11 protein-coding genes, 16 tRNA genes and 4 rRNA genes are annotated in these 19,031 nt (G+C 45.1%); 11 read left to right on the top strand and 20 right to left on the bottom strand.

What is annotated here, in order from left to right; genetic code table 11:
- Window positions 1-241: 241 nt before the first annotated feature.
- The 9 genes from OCV56_RS13970 (at window position 242) to OCV56_RS13930 (ending at window position 7,610) form a co-directional block, all read left to right on the top strand.
- A 16S ribosomal RNA gene (locus OCV56_RS13970) occupies window positions 242-1,796 on the top strand.
- 67 nt (window positions 1,797-1,863) lie between these two features.
- Window positions 1,864-1,940 (top strand) — tRNA-Ile (locus OCV56_RS13965).
- A gap of 14 nt (window positions 1,941-1,954) precedes the next feature.
- Window positions 1,955-2,030, top strand: a tRNA-Ala gene (locus OCV56_RS13960).
- A 297-nt stretch (window positions 2,031-2,327) separates the two neighbouring features.
- Window positions 2,328-5,221, top strand: a 23S ribosomal RNA gene (locus tag OCV56_RS13955).
- 138 nt (window positions 5,222-5,359) lie between these two features.
- A 5S ribosomal RNA gene (gene rrf, locus OCV56_RS13950) occupies window positions 5,360-5,475 on the top strand.
- A gap of 72 nt (window positions 5,476-5,547) precedes the next feature.
- Window positions 5,548-5,624, top strand: a tRNA-Thr gene (locus OCV56_RS13945).
- A gap of 42 nt (window positions 5,625-5,666) precedes the next feature.
- Window positions 5,667-5,782: ribosomal RNA gene (gene rrf, locus OCV56_RS13940) — 5S ribosomal RNA — on the top strand.
- Together the 16S, 23S and 5S rRNA genes with 4 tRNA genes alongside form the textbook arrangement of a ribosomal RNA operon.
- A gap of 30 nt (window positions 5,783-5,812) precedes the next feature.
- Window positions 5,813-5,889, top strand: a tRNA-Asp gene (locus OCV56_RS13935).
- A 1,325-nt stretch (window positions 5,890-7,214) separates the two neighbouring features.
- Window positions 7,215-7,610, top strand: a complete 396-nt coding sequence (locus OCV56_RS13930; protein WP_086712028.1) for a DUF2391 family protein — start codon at window positions 7,215-7,217, stop codon at window positions 7,608-7,610.
- A gap of 328 nt (window positions 7,611-7,938) precedes the next feature.
- On the opposite strand, the gene OCV56_RS13925 is transcribed toward OCV56_RS13930, so the two are convergent.
- From OCV56_RS13925 to mutY, 16 genes are all read right to left on the bottom strand, one after another.
- Window positions 7,939-8,014, bottom strand: a tRNA-Asn gene (locus OCV56_RS13925).
- 29 nt (window positions 8,015-8,043) lie between these two features.
- Window positions 8,044-8,119 (bottom strand) — tRNA-Thr (locus OCV56_RS13920).
- 36 nt (window positions 8,120-8,155) lie between these two features.
- Window positions 8,156-8,231: transfer RNA gene (locus OCV56_RS13915), tRNA-Asn, on the bottom strand.
- A gap of 24 nt (window positions 8,232-8,255) precedes the next feature.
- A tRNA-Thr gene (locus OCV56_RS13910) sits at window positions 8,256-8,331 on the bottom strand.
- 56 nt (window positions 8,332-8,387) lie between these two features.
- Window positions 8,388-8,463 (bottom strand) — tRNA-Phe (locus OCV56_RS13905).
- 234 nt (window positions 8,464-8,697) lie between these two features.
- Window positions 8,698-10,323: a methyl-accepting chemotaxis protein gene (locus OCV56_RS13900; RefSeq protein ID WP_086712027.1), complete on the bottom strand. Its 1,626-nt coding sequence runs from the start codon at window positions 10,321-10,323 to the stop codon at window positions 8,698-8,700.
- A 370-nt stretch (window positions 10,324-10,693) separates the two neighbouring features.
- Window positions 10,694-10,769: transfer RNA gene (locus OCV56_RS13895), tRNA-Asn, on the bottom strand.
- Between the two features lie 56 nt (window positions 10,770-10,825).
- Window positions 10,826-10,901, bottom strand: a tRNA-Phe gene (locus tag OCV56_RS13890).
- A gap of 7 nt (window positions 10,902-10,908) precedes the next feature.
- Window positions 10,909-10,984, bottom strand: a tRNA-Thr gene (locus tag OCV56_RS13885).
- Between the two features lie 67 nt (window positions 10,985-11,051).
- Window positions 11,052-11,127: transfer RNA gene (locus OCV56_RS13880), tRNA-Asn, on the bottom strand.
- 56 nt (window positions 11,128-11,183) lie between these two features.
- A tRNA-Phe gene (locus tag OCV56_RS13875) sits at window positions 11,184-11,259 on the bottom strand.
- A gap of 7 nt (window positions 11,260-11,266) precedes the next feature.
- Window positions 11,267-11,342 (bottom strand) — tRNA-Thr (locus OCV56_RS13870).
- 74 nt (window positions 11,343-11,416) lie between these two features.
- Window positions 11,417-11,492: transfer RNA gene (locus OCV56_RS13865), tRNA-Phe, on the bottom strand.
- Window positions 11,493-11,595: 103 nt separating this feature from the next.
- Window positions 11,596-12,729: a membrane-bound lytic murein transglycosylase MltC gene (gene mltC / locus OCV56_RS13860; protein ID WP_086712026.1), complete on the bottom strand. Its 1,134-nt coding sequence runs from the start codon at window positions 12,727-12,729 to the stop codon at window positions 11,596-11,598.
- Between the two features lie 69 nt (window positions 12,730-12,798).
- A complete protein-coding gene (locus OCV56_RS13855; RefSeq protein WP_004735465.1) occupies window positions 12,799-13,071 on the bottom strand; it encodes an oxidative damage protection protein in 273 nt (90 codons plus the stop codon).
- A gap of 28 nt (window positions 13,072-13,099) precedes the next feature.
- The gene (gene mutY, locus OCV56_RS13850) at window positions 13,100-14,161 is read right to left on the bottom strand and encodes an A/G-specific adenine glycosylase (protein ID WP_086712025.1); all 1,062 of its coding nucleotides are present in this window, start codon (window positions 14,159-14,161) and stop codon (window positions 13,100-13,102) included.
- Window positions 14,162-14,326: 165 nt separating this feature from the next.
- Here mutY and trmB point away from each other — a divergent pair, with 165 nt between their 5' ends.
- Window positions 14,327-15,046 (top strand): tRNA (guanosine(46)-N7)-methyltransferase TrmB, encoded by a 720-nt coding sequence (gene trmB / locus OCV56_RS13845; RefSeq protein WP_010435641.1) that lies wholly within the window; start codon window positions 14,327-14,329, stop codon window positions 15,044-15,046.
- A 347-nt stretch (window positions 15,047-15,393) separates the two neighbouring features.
- Entirely contained in the window at window positions 15,394-16,314 is a 921-nt protein-coding gene (gene glsB / locus OCV56_RS13840; RefSeq protein ID WP_017629544.1) for a glutaminase B, read from the top strand.
- A gap of 124 nt (window positions 16,315-16,438) precedes the next feature.
- Here the strand turns inward: glsB and hemW are convergent, their stop codons facing one another.
- From hemW to yggU, 4 genes are read right to left on the bottom strand one after another with little or no spacing between them, the layout of a single operon-like run.
- Entirely contained in the window at window positions 16,439-17,626 is a 1,188-nt protein-coding gene (gene hemW / locus OCV56_RS13835; protein WP_086712024.1) for a radical SAM family heme chaperone HemW, read from the bottom strand.
- Window positions 17,626-18,225 (bottom strand): XTP/dITP diphosphatase, encoded by a 600-nt coding sequence (locus OCV56_RS13830; protein ID WP_086712023.1) that lies wholly within the window; start codon window positions 18,223-18,225, stop codon window positions 17,626-17,628. Before OCV56_RS13830 ends, hemW begins: the two co-directional genes overlap by 1 nt.
- Before the next feature lie 48 nt (window positions 18,226-18,273).
- The gene (locus OCV56_RS13825; RefSeq protein WP_016768173.1) at window positions 18,274-18,705 is read right to left on the bottom strand and encodes a DUF4426 domain-containing protein; all 432 of its coding nucleotides are present in this window, start codon (window positions 18,703-18,705) and stop codon (window positions 18,274-18,276) included.
- Window positions 18,706-18,733: 28 nt separating this feature from the next.
- Window positions 18,734-19,024, bottom strand: a complete 291-nt coding sequence (yggU, locus tag OCV56_RS13820; protein ID WP_086712022.1) for a DUF167 family protein YggU — start codon at window positions 19,022-19,024, stop codon at window positions 18,734-18,736.
- Window positions 19,025-19,031 lie beyond the last annotated feature (7 nt).

Raw genomic sequence — 19,031 nt, 5'->3', positions numbered from 1 at the left:
AAACCTATCAATCTGTGTGGGCACTCGTTGATGAATATCAAAACGTTATTACTTAGGTAATAGCAGTTACTTCGGTAACAAAATTGATTTCAATGAACTGAGTGACCAATACGAATAATTACTTTCTTTATAGAGAGAGGTTATTTGGCACAGTCAATTCATTATCATTCTGTTGGAATGGTAATAACTTTAAAATTACACAGTAGTTTTGAAGTCAGTATTCGTTGAGTCACAAAATCTTAAATTGAAGAGTTTGATCATGGCTCAGATTGAACGCTGGCGGCAGGCCTAACACATGCAAGTCGAGCGGAAACGACACTAACAATCCTTCGGGTGCGTTAATGGGCGTCGAGCGGCGGACGGGTGAGTAATGCCTAGGAAATTGCCTTGATGTGGGGGATAACCATTGGAAACGATGGCTAATACCGCATAATGCCTACGGGCCAAAGAGGGGGACCTTCGGGCCTCTCGCGTCAAGATATGCCTAGGTGGGATTAGCTAGTTGGTGAGGTAATGGCTCACCAAGGCGACGATCCCTAGCTGGTCTGAGAGGATGATCAGCCACACTGGAACTGAGACACGGTCCAGACTCCTACGGGAGGCAGCAGTGGGGAATATTGCACAATGGGCGAAAGCCTGATGCAGCCATGCCGCGTGTATGAAGAAGGCCTTCGGGTTGTAAAGTACTTTCAGTTGTGAGGAAGGGGGTAGCGTTAATAGCGCTATCTCTTGACGTTAGCAACAGAAGAAGCACCGGCTAACTCCGTGCCAGCAGCCGCGGTAATACGGAGGGTGCGAGCGTTAATCGGAATTACTGGGCGTAAAGCGCATGCAGGTGGTTCATTAAGTCAGATGTGAAAGCCCGGGGCTCAACCTCGGAACTGCATTTGAAACTGGTGAACTAGAGTACTGTAGAGGGGGGTAGAATTTCAGGTGTAGCGGTGAAATGCGTAGAGATCTGAAGGAATACCAGTGGCGAAGGCGGCCCCCTGGACAGATACTGACACTCAGATGCGAAAGCGTGGGGAGCAAACAGGATTAGATACCCTGGTAGTCCACGCCGTAAACGATGTCTACTTGGAGGTTGTGGCCTTGAGCCGTGGCTTTCGGAGCTAACGCGTTAAGTAGACCGCCTGGGGAGTACGGTCGCAAGATTAAAACTCAAATGAATTGACGGGGGCCCGCACAAGCGGTGGAGCATGTGGTTTAATTCGATGCAACGCGAAGAACCTTACCTACTCTTGACATCCAGAGAAGCCAGCGGAGACGCAGGTGTGCCTTCGGGAGCTCTGAGACAGGTGCTGCATGGCTGTCGTCAGCTCGTGTTGTGAAATGTTGGGTTAAGTCCCGCAACGAGCGCAACCCTTATCCTTGTTTGCCAGCGAGTAATGTCGGGAACTCCAGGGAGACTGCCGGTGATAAACCGGAGGAAGGTGGGGACGACGTCAAGTCATCATGGCCCTTACGAGTAGGGCTACACACGTGCTACAATGGCGCATACAGAGGGCAGCAAGCTAGCGATAGTGAGCGAATCCCAAAAAGTGCGTCGTAGTCCGGATTGGAGTCTGCAACTCGACTCCATGAAGTCGGAATCGCTAGTAATCGTGAATCAGAATGTCACGGTGAATACGTTCCCGGGCCTTGTACACACCGCCCGTCACACCATGGGAGTGGGCTGCAAAAGAAGTGGGTAGTTTAACCTTTCGGGGAGGACGCTCACCACTTTGTGGTTCATGACTGGGGTGAAGTCGTAACAAGGTAGCCCTAGGGGAACCTGGGGCTGGATCACCTCCTTATACGAAGATACTTACGATGAGTGTCCACACAGATTGATTAGGTTTAGAAAAGTTAAGAGACGATATTGGGTCTGTAGCTCAGCTGGTTAGAGCGCTCGCCTGATAAGCGGGAGGTCGGTGGTTCAAGTCCACTCAGACCCACCAATATCGACCTAGATGGGGCTATAGCTCAGCTGGGAGAGCGCCTGCCTTGCACGCAGGAGGTCTGCGGTTCGATCCCGCATAGCTCCACCATCTTTAAGGGTTTTTCCCTAAGAATCTTTAAAAATGGTTCATTTATGAATCAAGCTCTTTAACAATTTGGAAAGCTGACTGATTGATTACTTACGAGTAATTCAATCAAATTTAAAAGTTCTCAATGTTTACCTTTAAGGTAAACACAACAAACACATTCAAGTGTCTTGTATTCGAATCAATGTTTACATTGATTCACAATTGAGTCCGGCAAACAGTTATCAAGAATTAACCCTTCTTGATGACAACCAAAAACCTTGGTTAGTTGCCATACATTAAGACCCTTTCGGGTTGTATGGTTAAGTGACTAAGCGTACACGGTGGATGCCTTGGCAGTCAGAGGCGATGAAAGGCGTAATAACTTGCGATAAGCCCAGATTAGGTAGTAATAACCTTTTGAGTCTGGGATTCCTGAATGGGGAAACCCACTTACATAAGTAAGTATCCTGTTGTGAATACATAGCAACAGGAGGCAAACCGGGGGAACTGAAACATCTAAGTACCCCGAGGAAGAGAAATCAACCGAGATTCCGAAAGTAGCGGCGAGCGAAATTGGATTAGCCCTTAAGCTTTTAATGATGCAGGTGAAGAGTCTGGAAAGTCTCGCAATAAAGGGTGATAGCCCCGTAACCGACACATCATAATCAGTGAAAACGAGTAGGGCGGGACACGTGATATCCTGTCTGAATATGGGGGGACCATCCTCCAAGGCTAAATACTACTGACTGACCGATAGTGAACCAGTACCGTGAGGGAAAGGCGAAAAGAACCCCTGTGAGGGGAGTGAAATAGAACCTGAAACCGTGTACGTACAAGCAGTAGGAGCACCTTCGTGGTGTGACTGCGTACCTTTTGTATAATGGGTCAGCGACTTAATTTTAGTAGCAAGGTTAACCGTTTAGGGGAGCCGTAGGGAAACCGAGTCTTAACTGGGCGTACAGTTGCTAGGATTAGACCCGAAACCAGGTGATCTAGCCATGGGCAGGTTGAAGGTTGAGTAACATCAACTGGAGGACCGAACCGACTAATGTTGAAAAATTAGCGGATGACTTGTGGCTAGGGGTGAAAGGCCAATCAAACCTGGAGATAGCTGGTTCTCCCCGAAAGCTATTTAGGTAGCGCCTCGGACGAATACTACTGGGGGTAGAGCACTGTTAAGGCTAGGGGGTCATCCCGACTTACCAACCCTTTGCAAACTCCGAATACCAGTAAGTACTATCCGGGAGACACACGGCGGGTGCTAACGTCCGTCGTGGAGAGGGAAACAACCCAGACCGCCAGCTAAGGTCCCAAAGTATAGCTAAGTGGGAAACGATGTGGGAAGGCTCAGACAGCCAGGATGTTGGCTTAGAAGCAGCCATCATTTAAAGAAAGCGTAATAGCTCACTGGTCGAGTCGGCCTGCGCGGAAGATGTAACGGGGCTAAGCTATACACCGAAGCTGCGGCTACGTACCTTAGGGTATGTGGGGTAGGGGAGCGTTCTGTAAGCCGTTGAAGGTGGTCTGTAAGGGCTGCTGGAGGTATCAGAAGTGCGAATGCTGACATGAGTAACGATAAAGGGAGTGAAAAACTCCCTCGCCGGAAGACCAAGGGTTCCTGTCCAACGTTAATCGGGGCAGGGTAAGTCGACTCCTAAGGCGAGGCCGAAAGGCGTAGTCGATGGGAAACGGGTTAATATTCCCGTACTTCTTACAATTGCGATGGGGGGACGGAGAAGGCTAGGTGGGCCTGGCGACGGTTGTCCAGGTTCAAGTACGTAGGCGGGTGGTTTAGGTAAATCCGGACCGCTACTAACGCTGAGATACGATGTCGAGCTACTACGGTAGTGAAGTCATTGATGCCATGCTTCCAGGAAAAGCCTCTAAGCTTCAGATTGTAAGGAATCGTACCCCAAACCGACACAGGTGGTCGGGTAGAGAATACCAAGGCGCTTGAGAGAACTCGGGTGAAGGAACTAGGCAAAATGGTACCGTAACTTCGGGAGAAGGTACGCTCTTATCAGTGAAGTCCCTTGCGGATGGAGCAGACGAGAGTCGCAGATACCAGGTGGCTGCAACTGTTTATTAAAAACACAGCACTGTGCAAAATCGTAAGATGACGTATACGGTGTGACGCCTGCCCGGTGCCGGAAGGTTAATTGATGGGGTTAGACTTCGGTCGAAGCTCTTGATCGAAGCCCCGGTAAACGGCGGCCGTAACTATAACGGTCCTAAGGTAGCGAAATTCCTTGTCGGGTAAGTTCCGACCTGCACGAATGGCGTAATGATGGCCACGCTGTCTCCACCCGAGACTCAGTGAAATTGAAATCGCTGTGAAGATGCAGTGTACCCGCGGCTAGACGGAAAGACCCCGTGAACCTTTACTACAGCTTGGCACTGAACATTGAACCTACATGTGTAGGATAGGTGGGAGACTTTGAAACCGCGTCGCTAGATGTGGTGGAGTCGTCCTTGAAATACCACCCTTGTAGTTTTGATGTTCTAACGTTGGTCCCTGAATCGGGATTACGGACAGTGCCTGGTGGGTAGTTTGACTGGGGCGGTCTCCTCCCAAAGAGTAACGGAGGAGCACGAAGGTGGGCTAAACACGGTTGGACATCGTGTGGTTAGTGCAATGGCATAAGCCCGCTTGACTGCGAGAATGACAATTCGAGCAGGTGCGAAAGCAGGTCATAGTGATCCGGTGGTTCTGAATGGAAGGGCCATCGCTCAACGGATAAAAGGTACTCCGGGGATAACAGGCTGATACCGCCCAAGAGTTCATATCGACGGCGGTGTTTGGCACCTCGATGTCGGCTCATCACATCCTGGGGCTGAAGTCGGTCCCAAGGGTATGGCTGTTCGCCATTTAAAGTGGTACGCGAGCTGGGTTTAGAACGTCGTGAGACAGTTCGGTCCCTATCTGCCGTGGGCGTTGGAAAATTGAAAGGGGCTGCTCCTAGTACGAGAGGACCGGAGTGGACGAACCTCTGGTGTTCGGGTTGTCATGCCAATGGCATTGCCCGGTAGCTAAGTTCGGAATCGATAACCGCTGAAAGCATCTAAGCGGGAAGCGAGCCTTGAGATGAGTTTTCCCTGACGCTTTAAGCGTCCTAAAGGGTTGTCGTAGACTACGACGTTGATAGGCAGGGTGTGTAAGTGCTGCGAGGCATTGAGCTAACCTGTACTAATTGCCCGTGAGGCTTAACCATACAACACCCAAGGGGTTTTGATGGACTCAAAGAAATACCAAACGCTTGAATGAGTTTGAAGAGACACTTTTAAATACAGTTTTCCAGATTATTTTGCCTTCAGTTTTTAAAAAAAGCTGAAAGTAAAAGCAAAATTTGCTTGGCGACCATAGCATTGTGGACCCACCTGATTCCATGCCGAACTCAGAAGTGAAACACAATAGCGCCGATGGTAGTGTGGGGCTTCCCCATGTGAGAGTAGGACATCGCCAGGCTTTAAATTTATTTTCACTTTAAAAAGTGAAGACAAAAAGTTTTCAGAATCGTTTTTAAATGATTCTTGAACTGCTGATATAGCTCAGCCCGGTAGAGCGCACCCTTGGTAAGGGTGAGGTCCCCAGTTCGAGTCTGGGTATCAGCACCATTATTTAGTTGATTTGATTAATCAAGTTAACAATAGAATTTGTTTGACGACCATAGCATTGTGGACCCACCTGATTCCATGCCGAACTCAGAAGTGAAACACAATAGCGCCGATGGTAGTGTGGGGCTTCCCCATGTGAGAGTAGGACATCGTCAGGCTCAAATTGCTTTAAGCTGAATAGACACTGCGGAGTGGTAGTTCAGTTGGTTAGAATACCGGCCTGTCACGCCGGGGGTCGCGGGTTCGAGTCCCGTCCACTCCGCCACTTATAGAGAAGCCCTGCTAGAAATAGCAGGGCTTTTTTACATTTGAATCATTCTATATTCTCCCTTCGGTCGAAAGAGTCCCGCTTGTGCGCGAGTCCGATGAAATGCCAGGCCAGCCACTTATTAGAAAGCCATGTATTATCACTAGGCTTTCGGTGTTTCTTAACGTAGATATTTAGAGCTTCTATCAACTAGCCCCTGCCTCCAGATATCCTAACCACAACTCCGCTTATAAGATCCGTTCAACATAGCGGAATCTTTTTACAGCTGGATAATGGCTTATCTTTCTTAGGGCTTGCTAATCTCAGTTATTAGCCTCTCCTATTTTTAAAAAGCTTGCTCATGTCTATTGTAAGTACGCCTTTTTAAGCTTTGAGTAATGATTTCTCGTGTGCTCAATCATATATCTAGTAATCATTGATAAATAACTAAGCTCCTTACATTCTATTTAATTGTCCGAACTCTACTCTTATTTCGAGGTTTGACTATTCAGTCACGACCCTGAAAGATTAATCGTAGAACTAGATTTAAAGAGTTTCTCGCAAACAACTTGGTATTCCGTCACTTAATGCTACAAGATGCTTCCTATGCAATTACATAGGCCTGTTGAAAGGGGAGTTAAGTAGTTTGACTCAGTTCAGGTCATATTGAACTGAGTGGCTTAAGAGGCTTATATTGCGCCACTCGGAAGGTTCACTATCAGGTAGTTCTCAATACTTACGCAGGAGTCTTGCGATCAAGAATAGTGCTATTAGAAAGCACTTGGCTATAGATACTTGTAAACAAAGCTTCTGGCTACTTTTATCCTCCGCCTCTATTCTGTTTGTCGCTCACAATCAGGATCTGTAATGATTAGCCAGAGGCTAGCGTAATTGCTACTCAACAGTCTTTTAGATAGTTTTGAAAGACTTTAGACGCGTCATAAATACACCTGAAAGATGAATCTCAACATTATTAATTTGCTTGCTATTTATGCCGTAGCTAGTCGTTGAATAAGAGGTGGGTTTTAGATTGAAGAGCATTACTAATGTGTAGCCAATTCGGGATGATATCTTTAGTACTGATGTATATAGAGTTGTATGAAGCTTATTAGTTACGACGACCCAATAGATATGGTGGAGATGTACTTCTTTACTCAACATTGGTTGTGGATATGTAGGGTTGGTTACCAGTGTCTGTGAGTTATTCATTTTATTGCTTGCTAGTCCAAGCTCTGTTTTGACCAATGCGACTAATATTAGATGGTAATTAACAAATCTCCCAAAGATCATGAATTGATAGTTTTAGTAACTAGACACATATCTAAAGGCTTAAAGGTAGCTTTATGAAATTGAGTTTTAACTTTGAAGATGCGAGCCAGATCTTTGTGGGATCTTTTGCTTTGGCTGTACCGATTTCTTTTTCTGAAGAAGCGTGGAAATTAGGGGAGACCTTACCCACAGCTAACTTATTGTTGCTGTTCTTGTTGTCTGCGGTGTTCCTTGGCTTTTATACGTATGAGAGTGTATTTCAGAAAGATATCATCGCTCGGTTACCTGTGTTTATTTTCAGAATTGTTATTGCTTATGTGATGACAGCATTGGTTGTTGCTTTGGTGCTGACTTGTTTGGATAAACTGCCTTTGTTAAGCGACCCAATTGTATCCATCAAAAGGGTGATCGTTATTTCTATGCCAGCGTCTATGGGAGCGATTGTGGTGGATAGTTTCGATAAAGAGTGAATCGTACATCGCTTCAATTTACGGAATCCACTAAGCCTTCCTGGAGCTTATTTGAATTCATTCTTCAGCTTTTCAATCCGTGTACTCATTACTAGCATTTTTCAGCAAGATAACAAAACTAGTACGTTTGTGACGACTGACTTTTTACAAGAGTGATTAGTTTGTTGCTGTGATAGCTTGAACAGAATTAAAGAGAAAAGTTTGATTGCTTTAGAAGAGTTGGTTTTTAAATAACATGAGGTAGTAGAAAGGGGTGAGTGGGCTTGTATGAATAAGTTTAGATCTTCAGATGCAAAAAAGCCGCATCAATGATGCGGCTTCTTTTAATTGGCTCCCCTTGCAAGACTTGAACTTGCGACATACGGATTAACAGTCCGCCGTTCTACCAACTGAACTAAAGGGGAATTGATGGTTTTATCTCTCATCAAGAGAATGGTGCCGACTACCGGAATCGAACTGGTGACCTACTGATTACAAGTCAGTTGCTCTACCTACTGAGCTAAGTCGGCATCATCTATCAAGAAGCTTACGCTTAATGATTAACTTGGCTCCCCTTGCAAGACTTGAACTTGCGACATACGGATTAACAGTCCGCCGTTCTACCAACTGAACTAAAGGGGAATTATTCTTAAAGCTTTAAAGAAATGGTGCCGACTACCGGAATCGAACTGGTGACCTACTGATTACAAGTCAGTTGCTCTACCTACTGAGCTAAGTCGGCACATAATATTTCTTTGTGCTTTACTGTTGTTGTCTAAGACACCAACAAATAAATTGTGGTGCCCGGAGGCGGAATCGAACCACCGACACGAGGATTTTCAATCCTCTGCTCTACCGACTGAGCTATCCGGGCGACGAGGTGTATTAAACGTGTTTTCGCGTTCTGGGTCAACATTAAATTGCAAAAAAAGTATCGTTTGATGTTTTTCTATACTTAGTGGGTTGTTTTTGCTCATTTGGGGTAAAAAACCTAGGTCTAGCATGCCCTAAAAGATAGTAAAACTACGGTTAACTACACTGAATGGGCACCGAAACAAAAAAAGCACGTATGAAAACGTGCTTTTTTATTTAGAAATTTCTAGGACGTTTAGCGTTTTACTTCAAACCTATTAACCCAAGCTTCTAATTCGTTGGAAAGGGAGGCGAGGGTTTGGGTACTGTTATGACTTTCTGTCACGACGTTGCTCAGTTGGTTACCGCTCTCTTCGATCATATTAATACGCTTCGATATATCATCACTCACCTGAGTCTGCTCAGCGGCTGCTGTCGCGATTTGATGACTCATTGATGAGATAGACTCTAATGCTACAACAATCTGTTGTAGTGCTTCAGAGGCGTTTTGAGACTCGGTTACGGTGCTTTCACTGGTCGCTGCACAAACTTCCATAGTTTGAATTGCGTTGCGAGATCCTTCTTGAAGGTTATTAATCATTAATTGAATTTCTTTGGTGCTTGATTGAGTTCGGCCTGCAAGGTTACGAACCTCATCTGCTACAACCGCAAATCCACGACCTTGTTCGCCAGCTCGCGCGGCCTCAATAGCTGCATTCAGTGCCAATAAGTTAGTTTGTTCTGCTATGTCACCGATAACGTCGAGTACTTTGACAATGTTGTTTACATCGTTGTCTAGGTTAGCTACAGCTTCACTTGCCGTGCCTAGTTGACCTGCTAGGCCTTGAATGTTGTCTACTGTGTTGTGAATAAGACGTTGGGTATGCTGGCTCTGTTTGTCTGCTTCATCAGTATTACGCGCTGTATCGCCCGCTGAATCAGCAACATTGTTAGCTGAAGAAGCCATTTCGGTCATTGCTGTCGCGATCATCTCAGTTGATTGCTGCTGAGTTTCGGTTAGTTGAGCGATAGAACCTGCACGATCTTCTACGCGCTGTAATTCGCCTCTTAATGCCAACATAGAAGCATTTAGGTTTGAGACTAGTTCAGCTAACGACTTACTCATTTGCTGGACAGCGTGATAGATACTGCCGTTTATCGCTTGAGTTTCGAAAGAGGTTTGAATACGGCCTTCTGCGACGGCTTGTACGGCTTCTCTTACATCTTTAGGCTCGCCACCAAGAAGTGTTAGCATGCGTTTAATCGATATGATTAAGCTCGATAGGATAAGGCCAGCAATCACGACGCAAAGGAAGAGCTGCCATTGAGCGGTAGACCAGAAACGAGCGTTAACTTCGTTGAAGCCAATACCTGTGCCGACAACCCAACCCCAATGCGGAGTTTTCTCTGCAATAGACAGTTTTTCTTCAATGGTTCCGTCTGGAAGCTTTTGCGTCCAGGTGTATTCAACGATCTGTCCAGTACGATTGCCAAGTACTCTTTGTATAAGTTGGCCAACACTATTGCCGTCACCGTCATTGAAGTCATTGAAGCTGGTTCCATGTAGCTGTGGATCTAGCGGTGTCGCGACAAATGTCATGTTTTCATCTGCAACGTAAACGTATTCATTGTCTTTATAGATGTTGTTACGCAGTAGGCGAGTAGCAAGTTGTTTTGCTTGTTGCTCTTCTAGAGTGCCATCAAGAGCCATTTTCTCAACTTCAGTAAGAATGCTGTATGCACTCTTAAATAGCTCTGTAACGCGAGCTTTGTTGTCCATGTTGCTAGCGACTCTCAAGGTCCATAAACCAGTAGCAGTCAGCGCTAGCAAGGCGATCAAGATGATGCCCGATAATAAGTAAGCTTGCGTTTTTAATTTCATATTTCCCCGCGCAGCGATTCAACAATAAGTATTAGGTATGTTTCATCGAATCTTAATCTAAGTCGTGTAGGGCAGATATCAGAAAGATATCAAAACATGATGAAGATTAAATTTACGAAGAAAAAAAAGTAACAGAACGAAAGCTTGTTTATTTTTATGTGTGACTATGAACGAGTTTTAAAGTTCTGGTTTAGTGAATAAATGGAGTTCGGGTCGCGAGATAGTGGGAAGTTAATTAAGAAGAAGATATTGTCGTGAGAATTAAGAGAGGCTTTATAGGGATTGCTAAGGTTAGATGCTGTGATCGAATAGATTTAGCTTTCGTTCAAACGAAAAAAAGCCAAGTCTTTCGACTTGGCTTTCTTGAATGTGGCTCCCCTTGCAAGACTTGAACTTGCGACATACGGATTAACAGTCCGCCGTTCTACCAACTGAACTAAAGGGGAATTACTTGTCTTAACATCAGGTCTATTAAGACCATTATTTGTTAAGTATCAAATAATGGTGCCTCGAGGCGGAATCGAACCACCGACACGCGGATTTTCAATCCGCTGCTCTACCGACTGAGCTATCGAGGCAAAAGAATGGTGCCGACTACCGGAGTCGAACTGGTGACCTACTGATTACAAGTCAGTTGCTCTACCTACTGAGCTAAGTCGGCACACTAAATTCTTTGCTTGAAGAGTAAACTCTTCGTTAAAACCTCATTAAAATGAAGCCCTTTAAAATGGCTCCCCCTGCGGGACTCGAACCTGCGACATACGGATTAACAGTCCGCCGTTCTACCAACTGAACTAAGGGGGAATTACTTGTCTCAACATCTGGTCTATTAAGACCATTATTTGTTAAGTACCAAATAATGGTGCCTCGAGGCGGAATCGAACCACCGACACGCGGATTTTCAATCCGCTGCTCTACCGACTGAGCTATCGAGGCAAAAGAATGGTGCCGACTACCGGAGTCGAACTGGTGACCTACTGATTACAAGTCAGTTGCTCTACCTACTGAGCTAAGTCGGCACACTAAATTCTTTATGCTTTTGTCCGTGTTGCTACTCCCTGTTAAAGAGTGTTGACACCAACAAATCAAATTGTGGTGCCCGGAGGCGGAATCGAACCACCGACACGAGGATTTTCAATCCTCTGCTCTACCGACTGAGCTATCCGGGCAACGGAGCGCTATTAAACGGATTTTCTGCATAACCGTCAACACCTTTTTTGAAAATAATTAAAAAAAACGTTCGTTAGTTGTTTTTTTATTCAAAAGTGAGGCTTACGTTTTACCTTGGTTAAAATCTTTCTTGAATTTTGTTACTTTTTCTAAGTATCGGCGCGACTCTTTATTTGGGTGCTTCTTGGTAAGTGCCCAGTACGCTTGGCTAGGTTGCAGCGAGTTTAGGTCTCGCATTGCTCGCTTTCTGTCCTTACTGAAGGTATTGAGTACGCCACCAGTACCGCCGTTGTATGCAGAAATCATGCTGTACTCAAGCGTTGTTGGGTGTTGCACGTCTTTCAAATAGCGATTTTTAAGGATGTAAAAGTACGCCGTGCCAGCATCAATGTTGTTTTCTGGATTGAATAAATACTCAGGAGTGGGTTCTCCAGGCTTGTTCTTTACCAGTTTAAATACGTCTCGACCTGCCGTTTTTGGTACGACTTGCATAAGACCATATGCATTCGCCCAGCTCACTGCATATGGGTTAAAACTACTTTCTGTTTTGATGATGGCGTAAATCAAGTCTTCAGGAATGTCATAACGCTGGGACGCTCTGCGGACGATATCGGCATATTGATAACTACGCTGACTCGCGTGATCGGCCACCATCGGAATCTCAACGTAGTAGGCTTTTTTAAAGTCGACTTCTTTGGTTTTGAGGTTATTAGCGATCAAGTAATCTGCGAATTGGTTAGCGCGCCATGTCCATTGAATAGGCTTTTTCTCTTGGTCGACGACCTGATTGTAGAGGAAAGGTTTACCTTCTAACTTGATGCTTTTTGAAGAGAATAGGTCGACATGCGCCGGATCATCTGGCGTTAAAAGCGTCGTCATTATCGCGTTCTTGAGGTGTTTTTTAGGCTCAGTTGAGGATACAGTTTCCACTGTTATCAGGCCTTCGCTAAAGTTTACTTCTGAGCGGCTCAAGTAATTGTCTATGTATTTCACATAGTTACTCTTACCTGCTATTTTTACTTCACTGCTGCCCCAGCGTTTTTGGATATTGCCAGAAAAGCTATTAATCAACGCATCCAGTGCACCTGTGTCTTTTTCAAACTGACCCGGTAGCTCTGCCAAGTTGCTTACGAATCGGTTGGTCGGTTCGTAATTAACATCATAAATGCTTTCGACAAATTCACGGCTGCAGCCTGTTAATAACATAGCTGTTAGGAAGTAACTTAGCTTTTTCATAGTTCCTCATACAAAAATGACATCGCAGCGTTAACCATGATGTCATTAAAATTTGCTTAAATAAATGTCTTATTCGCTTGGTGGAGTATAGCCATCAATTACGACATCTTTACCTTCGAAAAGGAAGTTAACCATCTCAGTTTCAAGAAGTTTACGATGCTCAGGATCCATCATGTTTAGCTTCTTTTCATTGATCAGCATTGTTTGCTTGCTTTGCCATTGTCCCCAAGCTTCTTTAGAGATGTTGTCAAAGATACGCTTACCTAAGTCACCTGGGTAAAGTTGAAAATCTAAGCCTTCAGCGTCTTTCTGGAGGCGAGCACAAAATACAGTGCGGCTCATAGTGGTTCCTCTTATCGCGTTCGTTGATTCAAACGTCGTCGTTCAGTTCAAAGGGTAGGCTCTCAATAAGCTGCTTCACAGGAGCGGCTAGGCCAATTTCTTCCGGTTTTGATAAGTTATACCAGAGACCTTTGGTCCCTTCCATTATCAAATCTGGTTGTTTATCTAATTTTACTAATACTGGTGTGATATCTAAGTGGTAGTGGCTGAAAGTGTGCCTAAACGCAATCATGGTCTTGATTGATTCGGTTTCAGCATCTTTGATCGAGCGAAGATCTAACTGATGTTCAATCTCTGCATTTTCATTTTGAGGGAAACAGAATAAGCCTCCCCAGATACCAGACTGAGGACGCTGTTCGAGCCACACTTGATTGTCGTGATAAAGAATCACAAACCATGTTTCTTTTACTGGTTTTTCTTTCTTAGGTTTCTTGCCAGGGAAGTCGAGTTGTCTATCAAGCTTCTTGGCTTCACACATGCTTTCAATTGGGCACAGAGTACATTTCGGCTTGCTACGAGTACAAACCATCGCTCCCATGTCCATCATTGCTTGATTGTACTTATCAACATCTTTTTTCGGAGTATGAGCTTCTGCATGCACCCAAAGTTGGTTTTCAACCTTCTTTTGTCCAGGCCAGCCTTCAACGGCAAAGCTTCTTGCAAGCGTTCGCTTCACATTGCCATCAAGAATCGCATGAGGAAGCTTATGAACGGAAGACAGCACTGCAGCTGCAGTAGAGCGACCGATGCCCGGCAGCGCGTTCATCTCTTCAATAGACAGCGGAAACTCACCACCATATTGTTCAGCAACAATCTTGGCAGCTTTGTGAAGGTTACGAGCTCGCGCGTAATAACCAAGCCCCGTCCATAAGTGGAGTACTTCATCTTGTTCAGCGTTCGCTAGGTCAATAACCGTTGGGAAGCGTTCCAAGAAGCGTTGGTAGTATGGAATCACCGTAGCAACCTGAGTCTGCTGAAGCATGATTTCAGATAGCCAAACGGTGTAGGCGGTTTTGTTTTGTTGCCAAGGTAATTCTTTACGCCCGTAGGCGTCATACCACTTTAATATGGCGGTTGCGAAAGGAGTCACGACATGCTCTATGCTTTGCTATTATTAGAAGCGAAATTGCACCACACTTAACGTTGGATGTAAAACAGACAAATTGTGTGGGAATTTATCCACGGAAAGACTTGCACCGAAGGCAATTCTTTGGATAATCCCCGCTTTGATTAATCAATGTGCAGGCAAAAATCAATGAGTGAAGTGACCACTAACGAATATACTGAAGACGGCAAACTGGTTCGTAAGATCCGTAGTTTTGTTCGCCGCGAAGGCCGCTTAACAAAAGGCCAAGAAAACGCGATGAATGAATGTTGGCCAACAATGGGTATCGACTACAACCCAGAGCTTCTTAACTGGAAAGAAGTATTTGGCAACGATAACCCAGTTGTACTAGAGATTGGCTTCGGTATGGGTGCATCACTGGTTGAAATGGCAAAGAACGCACCTGAGAAAAACTTCTTAGGTATTGAAGTTCATAGCCCAGGTGTTGGTGCTTGTTTAGGTACAGCACGTGATGCTGGCGTAACTAACCTGCGTGTAATGTGTCACGATGCAGTAGAAGTATTTGAACACATGATTCCAGATAGCAGCCTGCATACACTGCAACTGTTCTTCCCTGACCCATGGCACAAAGCTCGTCACCACAAACGTCGTATAGTTAAGGCTGAGTTTGCAGAAATGGTTCGTGGTAAACTTCAACTTGATACTGGTATTTTCCACATGGCAACAGACTGGGAAAACTACGCAGAGCACATGATTGAAGTGATGAACGTTGCACCAGGCTTCGAGAATATCGCTGAAGATGGTGATTACATTCCTCGCCCAGATGAGCGTCCGCTAACGAAATTTGAAGCTCGTGGCCACCGTCTAGGTCATGGCGTTTGGGATATTAAGTACAAGCGTACTAAGTAGTTCTCGAGCACAACAAGTGAAGGTAAACCTGCTTTAGGTTAAACCTTACACTTTGTGGGATTGATTAAAGCCAACATTATTGTAATGTTGGCTTTTTTGTCCTTAGGCTTTTATTTCAGTAAAGGCTTAACGGCAGAAAGTAATACCAATCACAGTCAGTAAGTGATCAGAAATAGCGTAGGAAAAAGGCTTGAGAACAAGGCAGCATTTTTCGATAAGTAGTTGCTCTACAATCAAAAATTCTAACGCAGTTATCGAGCATTTTAACAAGCTAGAGTGAGCAGTTATTTACTACGATTGGTATATGTTAGAACCCTACAAAAATAACAATATAGAAGTAAGCACACATGAAACCAACTCAAGCTATTTTGGCCGAGATTTTAGACGAAGTTCGTCCCCTAATTGGTCAGGGAAAGGTTGCTGACTATATCCCTGCATTGGCTCGCGTATCGAACCAGAAACTGGCGATTGCAGTATACACAAACGAAGGTGAGGTGATTCAAGCGGGTGATGCAGAGGAAGCCTTCTCTGTGCAATCCATCTCTAAAGCCTTGAGCCTGACCTTAGCTATGGTGTTATACAAGCCTGAAGAGATTTGGCAACGCGTAGGCAAGGAACCTTCTGGCCAAGCCTTTAACTCTATGATTCAGCTTGAGATGGAACATGGGATTCCCCGTAACCCGTTCATCAATGCGGGTGCTATTGTCGTAGCTGATCTACTACAAAGCCGCTTGTCTGCGCCTAGGCACCGTTTGTTAGAGTTTGTGCGTCAGTTATCGGGTGATACTCATATTGTGTATGACAAGGTGGTAGCGGCTTCAGAAATGATGCACAGCGATCGTAATGCTGCCATTGCTTATTTGATGCGCTCGTTTGGTAATTTTGAGAACGATGTAATTCCGGTACTCAACAATTACTTCCATGCTTGTGCACTTAAAATGACGTGTGTAGATTTGGCGAAAACCTTTAGCTATTTGGCGAACAAAGGTGTGTCGGTTCAAACCAAGAAAGAGATCATCACACCTGTTCAAACTAAGCAGTTGAATGCTTTGCTTGCAACTTGTGGTTTGTACGATGGAGCCGGTGAGTTTGCTTATCGTGTTGGTATGCCGGGTAAGTCGGGTGTTGGCGGAGGTATAATTGCCATCGTTCCGGGTGAGATGACAATCGCGGTATGGTCTCCAGAGTTGGATCCTTCTGGTAACTCTCTTGCTGGTACTAAGGCGCTAGAGTTGCTTTCAGAGCGAATTGGTCGTTCTATTTTTTAGAAGAGAGATGCGAGATGCGAGCACGGACTTCGTCCTATAGAGCGCTTCGCTTCGAGAAAGACTCTTACAATAAAAAGGGTTGACCCTAAAGCCAACCCTTATGCAGTACTTCTCGAATTTCGAACTACTCGTCTTCTTCTGCCATAAAGGCTTCCAGCAAATCGTTGAGGAAAAGTTTCCCTTTTTCCGTGATCTGCCAATGAGTGTCAGTTTCGTTCAAGTAACCTAGCTCTTTTGCCCACTCAATCGTTGACTGAACAGCGTCAAAACCAAGCCCAGTAGTATCGATGAAATCTTTTTTTGGACACGCTTCCATTAACCTAAAGCGGTTCATAAAGAACTCAAAAGGGCGGTCTTCATTTGGCACTTCAAACTCATCAGATAGGTAAGGCTTCACCATGTTCTGGTAAGCCGTTAAATAGCCTCTAGGGTGTTTAATCTTAGTCGTGCGAACAATGCGACCATCAGCAAAGCTTAGCTTGCCATGAGAACCACAGCCAATACCTAGGTAGTCACCAAAGCGCCAATAGTTAAGGTTATGCTGACACTGATAGCCGGGCTTGCTGTAGCCTGAAATTTCGTACTGCACATAGCCTGCGTCTGCGAGTTTCTTATGACCCAAGTCGAAAATATCCCAAAGGTCATCATCGTCAGGTAGCTTTGGCGTTTTGTAATAGAACATGGTGTTAGGTTCTATTGTTAGCTGATACCAAGATAAGTGTGGAGGGTTAAGCTCGATCGCTTTGTCTAGATCCGCCAATGCTTGATCTATGCTTTGATCCGGCAAGCCGTGCATGAGATCTAAGTTGAAACTATTCAATCCGATCTTATGTGCTAAGTGAGCGGCGCTCACTGCTTCATCTTGACCATGAATACGCCCAAGTCTTTCTAGCTTCTCTTGCTCAAAGCTTTGTACACCCACTGAGATTCGATTTACCCCAGCCTTTTGGTAACCTGCAAAACGCTCAGCTTCAATGGTGCCTGGGTTGGCTTCCATGGTGATTTCGATTTCCGGTTTGAACGGGATGCGTTGTTCAATGCCTTGGAGTAATCGACCTATCCCTTCTGGAGAGAATAGGCTAGGAGTACCACCACCAATAAAGATCGAGTGCAGTGGACGAGGTGCGCCATTGAGTTGGTATTTTTCGATATCAGTATCGAGATCCTCAAGTAGCGCATCGATGTACTCTTTTTCAGGAATCTCGGCTTTCAGAGCGTGTGAGTTGAAATCACAATACGGACACTTTTGTACACACCATGGGATGTGTACATAGAGACTAAGTGCTGGTGGTATAAGCGCGGTATCGTGCATTACAGAGCTTGCTCTTTTATTGCTTCGAATAGTGAAGCAAGGGCTTTACCGCGGTGTGAAAGCTGCTTTTTACGTGTAGATTCGAGTTCAGCAGACGCGCAGTTATCTTCAGGTACAAAGAATACAGGATCATAGCCAAAGCCATTCTCACCGTGCTCTTCAGTCAGAATTCGACCTTCCCATTTACCGTGGCACACCAATGGTGTTGGATCGTTTTCGTGACGCATTAGCACCAACACACAGTGGAAACGAGCGGCACGCTTTTCAGTTTCCACACCTTGCATGGCATCAAGCAGTTTTTCGATGTTTTGTTTATCTGTCGCCTCTTCACCTGAGTAACGCGCTGAGTAGATGCCCGGAGCGCCCTTAAGGAAATCAACCTCTAAACCTGAGTCGTCAGCGATCGCTGGCAGCCCTGTCTCTTTCGCAGCATGGCGAGCTTTGATGATGGCATTTTCAATGAAAGTTGTTCCTGTTTCTGCGACTTCTGAAACGTTAAACTCACTTTGTGCGACCACGTCAAAACCAAACTCAGACAGAATATCTGCCATCTCGCGAACTTTACCTTGGTTGCCTGTGGCTAAAACAATCTTACTCATGGGGATGTGGCTCTAATAAGTTAGTGAACAGAAAAGTGACGGTTGAAGCTACTCTTCTATATAGAATTTTTGTGTGAATCGCAGTGGGCCAGTGCCTTTCAAACCTGCGTTAACATCGATATTAAAAGTGATGTTTTCTTCGTGTGTTACAGGGAACTCAGCTAGGTAATAAATCGCATCACCTTCCTTTATTTCGCGGAAGTTAAGCGTGCGAGTGTTACCTACAAGGTTCTTCGCTGTTCCCGTGATTTTAGCGGTTGTTGCAGGCTTGCCAAGGGAAGCTTTGTCTAACACGCTGATGTTTAAAATCGCTGAGTAGCCATTTCGCTTAAGCTTGTACTGCTTAGCGACTTGAGCCGTTAAAAATGTCGAGTTAAAAGCCGAGTAGTGAACCTCGACATCCTTAATGTTTTTAAATTGTCCTGCTGAACTTGGTAGGGCAACAAGAGCGGTGAGTAGTGCTGTAATCCATAGACGCATAGTGACTCCAATAAATAGCAAAAAGCCATCATAGGATGGCTTTGACTTCAGTTGGGATTTGGCTTGGTGAACATATTCGAATTTGCTTATGTCGACCGAGTTCTCCCTTTTCTATCTTAATTTGCCCTTTAGCGACCTTGAATTGTTTCGCTAGGTATTTCGCTAAGTGGGCATTGGCTTTGCCATCAATTGGTGGAGCAGTGATGGCAATTTTTAGTTCCTCACCGTGCAAGCCAACAATTTTGTCTCGGCTTGCTTTGGGTTGGATATAGAGCCTAAGAAGAATATCGTCTTCCTCGGCCCAAACCGCTTTTGGCATCGTCAAA

Source organism: Vibrio gigantis (assembly GCF_024347515.1).
GTDB classification, from domain to species: domain Bacteria; phylum Pseudomonadota; class Gammaproteobacteria; order Enterobacterales; family Vibrionaceae; genus Vibrio; species Vibrio gigantis.
The sequence above is the reverse complement of the archived record's forward strand: the minus strand, read 5'-3'. Positions and strand labels throughout refer to the sequence as shown.